This is a genomic window from Curtobacterium sp. B8 (assembly GCF_000333315.1).
In the GTDB taxonomy this organism is placed as follows: Bacteria; Actinomycetota; Actinomycetes; order Actinomycetales; family Microbacteriaceae; genus Curtobacterium; species Curtobacterium luteum.
The window spans coordinates 1-9,488 of record NZ_BACW01000480.1 but is presented as its reverse complement, the minus strand read 5'-3'; the positions used below and the strand labels follow the sequence as shown (position 1 = coordinate 9,488).

Here is a 9,488-nt window from a genome sequence, read left to right as displayed (position 1 = left end):
CGGATCTGCCCGGGGATCTTGTCCTCGACGTTGTGGCACTGGTCGAGCATGAACGCGACGTCCGGGTTGTCGTAGCCGCCGCCGCGGATGACCTCGACGAGGATCCGGAACAGCTGGAACGGGTCCGCCGCACCCACGATGAGGTCGTCGTCCGCGTAGAAACGCGAGTTGAAGTCGAAGCTGCCGAGCTTGCCGAGCCGGAGGAGCTGCATGACGATGAACTCGATGTTCGTGCCGGGGGCGTGGTGCCCGGTGTCGAGGCACACCATCGCCTTGTCGCCGAGCGCCGCGGTCTGCACGTAGCTCGTGCCCCAGTCCGGGACGTCCGTGTGGTAGAACGAAGGCTCGAAGAACTTGTACTCGAGCACGAGCCGCTGGTCGTCGCCGAGCCGGTCGTAGATGGTCGAGAGCGAGTCGTGCAGGCGGTCCTGGCGGGAGCGCATGTCCTCCTGGCCGGGGTAGTTCGACCCCTCGGCGAGCCAGATCTTGAGGTCGCGCGAGCCCGTCTCGTGCATGACGTCGATGCACTGCAGGTGGTGGTCGATCGCCTTTTGCCGGATCGCCTCGTCGACGTGGGTCAGGGCGCCGAACTTGTAGTCGTCGTCCTGGAAGGTGTTCGAGTTGATGGTGCCGAGCCGGACGCCGTGCTCCTCGGCGTGCCGGCGGAGGTCGGCGAAGTCGTCCACGAGGTCCCACGGGATGTGGAGTGCCACGGTCGGTGCGAGGCCCGTGTACCGGTGGACCTGGGCGGCGTCGGCGATCTTCTCGTAGGGGTCGCGCGGGGTGCCCGGCGTCGAGAAGACCTTGAAGCGGGTGCCGGAGTTGCCGAACGCCCAGCTGGGCAGTTCGATCGCCTGCCGTCCCAGTTGGTCGGCGATGGTGCCGAAGGCTGCTGTGGTCATCGTGTCACTTCCTCGTGGCGATTGAATCGTTTCATAATGTACGCGGGGTCGGTGCGGCGCGCAAGCGCGGAGCCCGGGTCGGTACGAACCACGTCGCCGACATCGAACCGGATGCTGGGCGTGGTTCGACGTCGGGAACGTGGTGCGACGAGGGGCGGGGCGGCGCCGCCGGGCGCAACCCGTCCCGGGCGCTAGCCCGCCGGCACGGCCACCGGAGCGCGGAACTCGTGCTCCCCGCCCCCGACCCGCCGCTCCTCGAGCCCCGGCAGCCGTACGGTGGCCGAGACACCCTCCGGCACCGTCGCCCGGACGACGAGGTCGCCGTCGACGAGGTCCCACCGCACGGCCACCAGCCCGTGCCGGGTCTCGAGCGACGTCGCGGCCCATGTCAAGCCCCCGCCCGGTTGCGGCGCGACCAGGACCTCCCCGTAGCCCGGGGTGAGTGCGGACAGTCCGCCCACGACGCGGTGCATCCAGTCCGCCACGGCCCCGAGGGCGTAGTGGTTGAACGAGGTCATCTGGCCGGGGTTGACCGTCCCGTCCGGCAGCATCGAGTCCCACCGCTCCCAGACCGTCGTCGCGCCCATCGTCACCGGGTACAGCCACGACGGGCACTCGGTCTGCAGGAGCAGCCGGTAGGCGTCCTCGAGGTGGCCCGTCCGCGTCAGCGCGTCGGTGATGAACGGCGTCCCGGCGAAGCCCGTCGAGATCCGGTACCCGGCGGCAGCCGCGAGTTCGGCGAGCCGGTCGCCCGCTCGCTGCTCGTCCTCGGGGTCGAGGATCCCGAACACGATCGCCAGCGTGTAGACGGTGGTGCAGTCGGAGCGGATGCGGCCGTCGTCCTGCAGGTAGTGCTCCCGGAACGCGGCCTGGAGGTCCGTGGCGAGTTCCCGGAACTCGGCCGCCTCCGCGTCGTGGCCGCCGAGCACCTCCGCGGCGTCTGCCGCGATCGTCGCGGACCGGTACGCGCACACGGTGGCGACGACGCCCTTGTCCGCCTTCGCCGCGGCCGGGTCCTCCGGCGGGGCGTCCGGGTCGAGCCAGTCGCCGAACTGGAAGACCGTGTCCCAGAGCCCCTCGGGCGACAGCAGCGAGCGGATCCGGCGGACGTGCGCGGCCATCGACGGGAACTGCTCCGCGAGCACCGCGGTGTCGCCGTACGCCTGGTACAGCGTCCAGGGCACCCAGACCCCGGCGTCCGACCACAGCGCGGTCGCGTCGGGGTCGCGGAAGTCCTCGGCGGGGGAGTACTTCAGCACGTCCGGCACGACGAACGGGATGATCCCGTCGGCGTGCTGCTGCTCGAGCCACACGTCCCGGAGCCAGTCGCCGAGAAAGGCACCCGTGTCGAAGAGGTAGGACGCCGTCGGTGCGAACGCGGCGATGTCGCCCGTCCACCCGAGCCGTTCGTCGCGCTGCGGGCAGTCGGTCGGGACGCTGAGGAAGTTGCCCTGCATGCCCCGGACGACGTTCTCGTGGAAGGTGTCCAGCAGCTCGTGACTGCTCGCGAACGTCCCGGTCCGGCGGAGGTCGGTGCCCACCTGGACGGCGGTGAGTGCGCTGCGGAGCTCGTCGAGCGTGCCGGGCCAGCCGTCGACCTGGGCGTAGCGGAACCCGTGGAACGTGAAGCGCGGCTCGAACACCTCGACGCCGTTCCCGCTCAGGGTGAACCGGTCGGTCGCCTCCGCACTGCGCAGCGGGCGCGTCCCCAGCTCGTCGTGCTCGAGGACCTCGGCGTGCCGCAGCGTCAGGACGGTGCCGGCCTCGCCGCTCGCGGTGACGCGGACCCAGCCGACGAGGTTGACCCCGAAGTCGACGAGCGTCGCGCCCGCCGGACTCGTCCACACCGCGACGGGCGCGACCTCGGCGAGGGGCCGGACCGGCGGCACCGTGTCCGCCACGAGCACGCGATCGCCGAGGTCGACCACGTGCACGCCGCTCGTGCGGCCCTCGTGCCCCGCCACGCTCGGCACCGTGACCGGTCCTGGGGCGAGGAACGAGCCGTCCCGCAGTCGGCCGTCGACGTCCTCGCCGTCGTAGAGCTGGTCCGCGGTGATCGCGCTCGACAGGGCCTGCCAGTCGGCGTCGGTCCCGATCCGCTGCTCGTGGCCGTCCGCGAAGGCGATGCGCAGCTCCGCGAAGCCCGCGACCTCGTCGGCGTACCAGCCGCCCCCGCCGCCCCACGCCAGGCGCCCCGCCGCCCAGCCCTTGCCGAGGATGAGCGCGAGCACGGCGTCGGCGCCCGCGGCCGTCTCGGCCAGGTGCGGCGTGACGTCGTGGGAGGCGACCCGGATGCGCCACTCGTAACTCGTCCACCCGGGTTCGAGCAGGTGGTCGGACACCCGCTGCCCGCCGAGCCAGGCCTCGACGACGCCGAGTGCGCTGACGTCGAGCGTCGCGGCGGTCACGGCGCCGTGGCCCTCGTCGAGGGTGAACTGCCGGCGCAGGATCGGTGCGCTCCCGAGGTCGTCGTCGCTCGCGATGAACGATGCTGTCCAGTCGGTCATGTGGTCGGTTCCTTTCGCGCGACCGGTCGTCGTCGACCGGTGCTGGAGTCGGGGCCGGGTCGCCGCCGGAAGTGGGCGACCGGCGGAGGCGATCCGTGCCTCCAGGCCGTGTGGTCGGGCGTCAGCCCTTGACGGCGCCGCTGGTCATGCCGGCGACGATCTGTCGGTTGAAGAAGATGTAGAGGACCAGCGGGGGGATCGTGATGAGCAGGACGTCGGTGAAGAGCAGGTTCAGCTGGCTCACCGACTGGCTCTGGAAGGAGAACAGCGTCTGCTGGACGGTCTGGTTGTCGGCCCCGGGCAGGAAGTACAGCGGGTTGGCGAAGTCGTTGAACACCGCGACCGACTGCACGAGGACCACCGTGATGACCACCGGCTTGAGGAGCGGCAGCACGACGCCGAAGAAGAGGCGGATCGGGCCCGCGCCGTCGAGCACGGCGGCCTCGTCGAGTTCCTTCGGGATCGTCGCGACGAACGCCCGGAAGAGCAGGATGCAGAACGACAGGCCGAAGGTGGCCTCGATGAGGATCATCCCGCCCATCGTCTTGAAGAGGTTCAGACCCTGGAGCACCCAGATCGTCGGCACGATCGCCGGCGGCACGATGAGTCCGGCGAGCACGAAGAAGTTGATCACGCCGTTCCAGCGACTCGGGCGACGCTGCAGGGTGTAGCCGACCATGGCCGAGAACACCACCATGATGAGGACGCTGCCGACCGTGAGGACGGTGCTGTTGAGGAACGCCCTCAGGATGCCGCCGTCGCCGGACCCGAGGACCGCGGCGAGGTTCTGCCACAGCTGGAACTGCTCCGGCAGGGTGAACCCGAGCTCGTTGGCCTCGGCCGGGGACTTCATGGCCTGGAGCAGGATGAAGGCGAACGGGACGAGGAACACCACGAAGCTGACGACGATCGCGATGCTGCCGACGATCCACTTCCGGGTCGTCTCGCGGCTGGCGCGCCGTGGTCGGACCGTGGTCGTCCGCCGATCTGCGATGGTGGTCACAGTTCCGCCTCCTTGCGGTTGATGAGCCAGGAGATCGGCACCATGATCGCCGTGACGACGACGAACAACACGACGTTGCCCGCGGTCGACAGCCCGTAGAAGCCGGCCTGGTACTGCTTGTAGATCACGCTCGCGATGACGTCGCTGGTGAAGCCGGGGCCACCGCCGGTCATCGCCCAGATGAGGTCGAACGAGCGGAGACCGCCGATGAGCGACAGGATGATGACCGTCCCCATCGCGGGGCGGGACAGTGGCAGCGTGATGTTCCGGAAGATCGTCCACGAGCTCGCGCCGTCCACACGGGCGGCCTCGAAGTACTCCTGGGGGATCGCCACGATGCCGGCGATGAAGATGAGCGTCGCGATGCCGACGCCCTTCCAGATGTCCACCGCGGCGACGCTCCAGAGGGCGAACGCCGGGTCGGTCAGCCACCCCGGGGTGGGGAGTCCGACCGAGCCCAGGACGCCGTTGACGATGCCGTGGAAGGGATCGAGCAGCGCCTTGAACGTGATGCCGATGCCGATCGTGGAGACGAGCACCGGGAAGAACACCACGGCACGGAGGTAGCCCCGCCCGAGCACGGGGCTCGTGAGGAGCAGCGCGAGGGCGAGTCCGAGGACCACCTTCGCCGCGCTCGTCACGAACCCGTACTCGAACGTGTGCACGAACCCGGAGACGAGCTGCGGGTCCTGGAAGAACCGGACGAAGTTGTCGAAGCCGATGAAGGTCTGGTCGAACAGCGTCCAGCGGGTGAGCGAGAAGTAGAACCCCGCGAAGGTCGGGACCGCGAAGAACACGACGTACAGCGCGATCGCCGGGATGAAGAACCACGCCGGGTAGTACGAGCGCATCTTCCTGCGCGCCGGCCCCGGTCCGGCCTTGGTGGTCTGCGGCGGGGCCACCGCCGTCGTGAGCGTCGCGGTCACCGACCTCACCAGCCCTGGAGCCCGAGCTGCTGCGCCTGCTGCACGACGTCCTGGTCGTACTGCTTCGCGCCCGTCGAGGCCGAGGAGATGCCGGAGCCGACTTGCACGCAGATCTTCTCGAGGTTCGGGCCCTTGATCGGGGAGAGGAACTCGAGCGCGGAACCGGCCTTCTTGTCGGAGACGTACTTCGCGACGTCGGAGACGATCGGCGGCACCGAGTCGGGCAGCGTGCACGAGCTGATCGCGTACGGGCCGCCCGGCGTGCTGGTGTCGTTCTGCACCGTGCAGCCTTCGGACGAGTTCGCGAACGCGACGAACTTCTTCGCCGCCGTGAGCTTGTCGCCCGTGGCCGTCTTCGGGATGTAGAGGCTGTTCGGCTGCCACTGGGTCAGCGTCGTGTCGTCCGCGTTCGCCGCCGGGATCGCGAAGGCGCCGATGTCGTCCACCGCGTCGGGGTTGTCCTGTTGGATCGTCGCGATGGCGTTGGTCAGCATCGGGTACTGGGCACCGGTGCCGTCGGCGAGCATCTTGAGGCCGGCCGCCTGCGTCGCCGAGGCGAAGTCCTCGTTGAGGAGGCCCTTGTCCTTGATCTCGGCGAGGTGCTCGAAGCCGGCGAGTGCCGGTTCCTCCGTGTAGCTCTCCTTGTGCTTCGTGTACTGGTCGGCCCAGTCCGACTGCTGCGCGGTGATGTTCGCGAAGTCGCCGAGCACGAGGAGCTGGCTGGTCCAGGTGTCGCCGTAGGTCTGGATCACCGGGGCGACGCCCCCGGCGGACTTGATCTTCTCGCTGTTGCTGATGAACTCGTCCCAGGTTGTCGGGACCGTGAGACCGAGCTTGTCGTAGACCTTCTTGTTGTAGAGGATCGCGCCGGCGAAGGACGTGAGGAACGGGGCGCCGTACATGCCCTTGTCGGTGCTGACCGTCGTCTTGTACTGCTCGTCGACGTCCTTCGCCCAGCTCTCACCGGAGAGGTCGACCAGGGTGTTGTCGGGGTTCAGGGCCTGCAGGAGCGAGCCGGAGTTGTACCCGAACACGTCGGACATCTCGCCGGTCGAGAGCTGCGTCTTGACGAGGTTGTCGCCGTCGGTGCCCTGGGGGCGGGTGTCGACCTTGACGGTGATGTCCGGGTTCGCCTTCTCGAACGCGGCGACCAGTGCCTTGGTGGTGGTGGCCGTCGTCGGGGCGTTGTCGGTCTGGAAGGTGATCTGCGTCTTCCCGCCGGTGTCCGCGGAGCCGCCGGAGGAACACGCGGCCGTGCTGCCGATCAGGGCGACGGCACCGCCGATGGCGAGCAACCGGGTGGTCAGACGGCGCGAGGGTCGTGCTGGCATTCCTTACCTCCTCGTAAGGCCCGGGCGGGGGAGGCCCGGGAGAAACGGACCGGAGCCTGCGTCGGTGCGGACTCCGGAGGTGCTGTTGAAGCGTTTCAATCGGAATGGAACCACGCGGATTGAAGCGTGTCAATCATCCGGACGGATTCGTTACCGAACGTGCGGCGGCTGGCTCCCCGCCCCGAGTCTCGGCCTGGCGGACACTTCTCGCGGTCCGGGGCCCGAGAGATGTCGGGTGGCGCGAGTCTCGGGGCAGCGAACCCGAGTCTCGGCGGCAGAGGAGGGGGCACCGCCCCGCGGCAGGGGACGCCCGAGTCTCGGCCTGGCGGACACTTCTCGCGGTCCGGGGCCCGAGAGATGTCGGGTGGCGCGAGTCTCGGGGCAGCGAACCCGAGACTCGGAGCAGCGAACCCGAGACCCGGCGCGCGAAACCCGGCGCCCCGAGACCCGGCGCGCGGGCGGCGCGCGAGACCCGGGGCGGGGAGGCGCCGCTGGACCTCAGGCCTCCGTGCGCCGCGGGTCGCTCGGCTTCGTCGCCGCCTGCGCCGCCGCACCCCGGGCCCGCCCGAGCGTGCTCTCCCGCGCGATCAACTCGCTCCCGAGCACCACGGTCCGGTGCACGTGCCCCGGTCCCTCCGCGAGCTCGGCCAACAGGAGCGTGATCGCCTCCGCGCCCATCTCCTCGCCGTGCTGCGTGACCGAGGTCAGCGGCACCGCCCCACCCCACGCCACCGAGTTGTGGTCGCAGCCCGAGACGGGGATGTCCTCCGGCACACGGATGCCCGCGGCGCGCAGCTCCGTGACGACGGCCATCGCCAGCAGGTCCGTCACTCCGAGGACGCCGTCCGGCCGCTGCCCGGGGGGCATCGCGGCGATCCGGACCCCGGCGTCGGTCCCGCCCGGCGGGTCGATGTCCTCGGCGTCCACGTCGATGAGTTCGACCTCGGGGTGCTCGGCGACCGCGCGGAGGAGGCCCACCCGCCGACGCGCGACGGGCTGCCAGTCCGGCCGAGCGCTCACGAACGCGATGCGCCGACACCCCTGCTCGATGAGGTGCGTGGCAGCCACGTAGCCCGCCTGCTCGTTGTCGACGATGACCGAGCACGCGTCGACGTCGTCCGGCTCGTAGTTCACGTAGACCACCGGGAGACCGTGCTGCCGGACCGCCTCGACCTGCTCGCGCGAGGTGGTCATCGAGGCGAGCAGGATCCCGGACACCCGTGTGCTCTCCATGAACGCCAGGTGCTCGGCCTGCGCCTCGAGGTCGTTGTCGCTGTTCGTGACGAGCAGGGTGCTGCCCTCGGCTCGCGCTGCGGTCTGCGCTCCGGTCACCATGTCGGTGAACAGCGAGTTCCGCAGTGAGCTCACGACGAGGCCGATCGACCGCGTCCGACCGGACGCGAGGGCGCGCGCGTTCCGGTTCGGCGTGTACCCGAGCGCGTCGATGGCGTCTCGGACCTTGGTCGCGGTCGCTTCCGCGACCCGCTCGGGGTGGTTCAGGACGTTCGAGACCGTCGCGAGCGACACCCCGGCGCGCGCCGCGACGTGGTGCACGCTCGGCGGTCCGTCTCGCCGCGGGGTCTGCACCATCCTCCGATCGTAGGCTGCGGGGCTGCGCGCGCCGGACGGGAGGCGCGTGGCGGGCGCGCACCGCGCCTCCGGTCCGGTGGTGGTCGGCACCGCGACCGGCGCTGCCCGACGACCCGGGGCGGCCTCAGCGATCGGCGACCGTGGACTGCCGCACCACGAGTTCCGGCGTGAACTCCACGTGCTCGAGGTCGATGTCCTGCCCGTGCTCGACCTGTGCCACGAGCAGCTCGATCGCGCGCCGGCCGAGGTCCTGTGCCGGCTGCCGCACCGAGGTCAGCGGCACCACCGCGGCCTCGGCGAACGCGATGTCGTCGTACCCGACGATGGCGATCTGCTCCGGGACCGCGACGGAGCCGCGCATGATGAACGCCTGCTCGAGGCCGACGGCGAGCAGGTCGTTCGCCGCGAACACGGCGTCCGGGCGCTCGGCGGCCGGGCGGGCCTGGAGCTCCTCGCCGACGCGGCGCCCCTCGAGCACCGAGAGGGACCGGGTCGGGACGACCTCGAGGTCGATGCCGGCGGTCGTCGCGGCGAGGCGGGCTCCGGCGAGGCGGTCGGCCACCTGTCGGATGCCGGACGGCCCGCCGACGAAGGCGACCCGACGTCGGCCGACGGCGGCGAGGTGCTCGACGGCGATCCGCCCCCCGGCGACGTCGTCGACGGACACGGACGCGAAGTGCTCGTCGTCGGCGCGCCGGTCGACGAGCACCACGGCGGTGCCCTGGTCACGGAGGCGCTCCAGCCGACCGAGGTCGTCGCCGGCGGGGGAGACGAGGAGCCCGGCGACGCGGCGTTCCTCGAACAGGTCGACGTAGGTGCGCTCCCGTTCAGCGGACTCGTCGGAGTTGCCGATCAGGACCGCGAGGCCCTGTGCCATCGCGGCGTCCTCCGCGCCCCGGGCGACGTCGGTGAAGAACGGGTTGCCGCCGTCGAGCACGATGAGTCCGACCGTCGAGCTCCGGCCGGCGCGGAGCTGCCGCGCCGAGTCGTTGCGGACGAAGCCGAGCGAGGCGATCGCGGTCTGGACCCTCTCGACCGTGGCGGGGGCGACCTTGTCGGGGCGGTTCAGCACGTTCGAGACCGTGCCGAGCGACACGCCCGCGAGCGCTGCCACGTCCCGCACGCTGACCGCCATGCCGCCATCCTGGCACCCGCGGCCGTCCCGGGCTGTTCGACGTGNCGGAGCGTCGGGTCGGCGCCGNACTTGCCGAAGGCCCCCGGGCGCGTAT

At 70.7% G+C, this 9,488-nt stretch carries 7 protein-coding genes; all 7 read right to left on the bottom strand.

Features of this window, described 5'->3' with window-relative positions:
- The coding region (locus tag I59_RS12365) for a TIM barrel protein (protein WP_022904129.1) at positions 1-902 on the bottom strand (902 nt) is incomplete at its 3' end.
- Between the two features lie 191 nt (positions 903-1,093).
- A complete protein-coding gene (locus tag I59_RS12360; RefSeq protein WP_022904128.1) occupies positions 1,094-3,409 on the bottom strand; it encodes an alpha-L-rhamnosidase in 2,316 nt (771 codons plus the stop codon).
- 121 nt (positions 3,410-3,530) lie between these two features.
- On the bottom strand, positions 3,531-4,403 hold the full coding sequence (locus tag I59_RS12355; RefSeq protein ID WP_042726706.1) for a carbohydrate ABC transporter permease: 873 nt from the start codon (positions 4,401-4,403) through the stop codon (positions 3,531-3,533).
- Positions 4,404-4,408: 5 nt separating this feature from the next.
- A complete protein-coding gene (locus I59_RS12350) occupies positions 4,409-5,263 on the bottom strand; it encodes a carbohydrate ABC transporter permease (RefSeq protein WP_083882108.1) in 855 nt (284 codons plus the stop codon).
- 80 nt (positions 5,264-5,343) lie between these two features.
- On the bottom strand, positions 5,344-6,669 hold the full coding sequence (locus I59_RS12345; RefSeq protein ID WP_031273730.1) for an ABC transporter substrate-binding protein: 1,326 nt from the start codon (positions 6,667-6,669) through the stop codon (positions 5,344-5,346).
- A gap of 498 nt (positions 6,670-7,167) precedes the next feature.
- Positions 7,168-8,259: a LacI family DNA-binding transcriptional regulator gene (locus tag I59_RS12340; RefSeq protein ID WP_022904124.1), complete on the bottom strand. Its 1,092-nt coding sequence runs from the start codon at positions 8,257-8,259 to the stop codon at positions 7,168-7,170.
- A gap of 124 nt (positions 8,260-8,383) precedes the next feature.
- Positions 8,384-9,394, bottom strand: coding sequence for a LacI family DNA-binding transcriptional regulator (locus I59_RS12335; RefSeq protein WP_022904123.1), 1,011 nt, complete (start codon positions 9,392-9,394; stop codon positions 8,384-8,386).
- Positions 9,395-9,488: the final 94 nt, after the last annotated feature.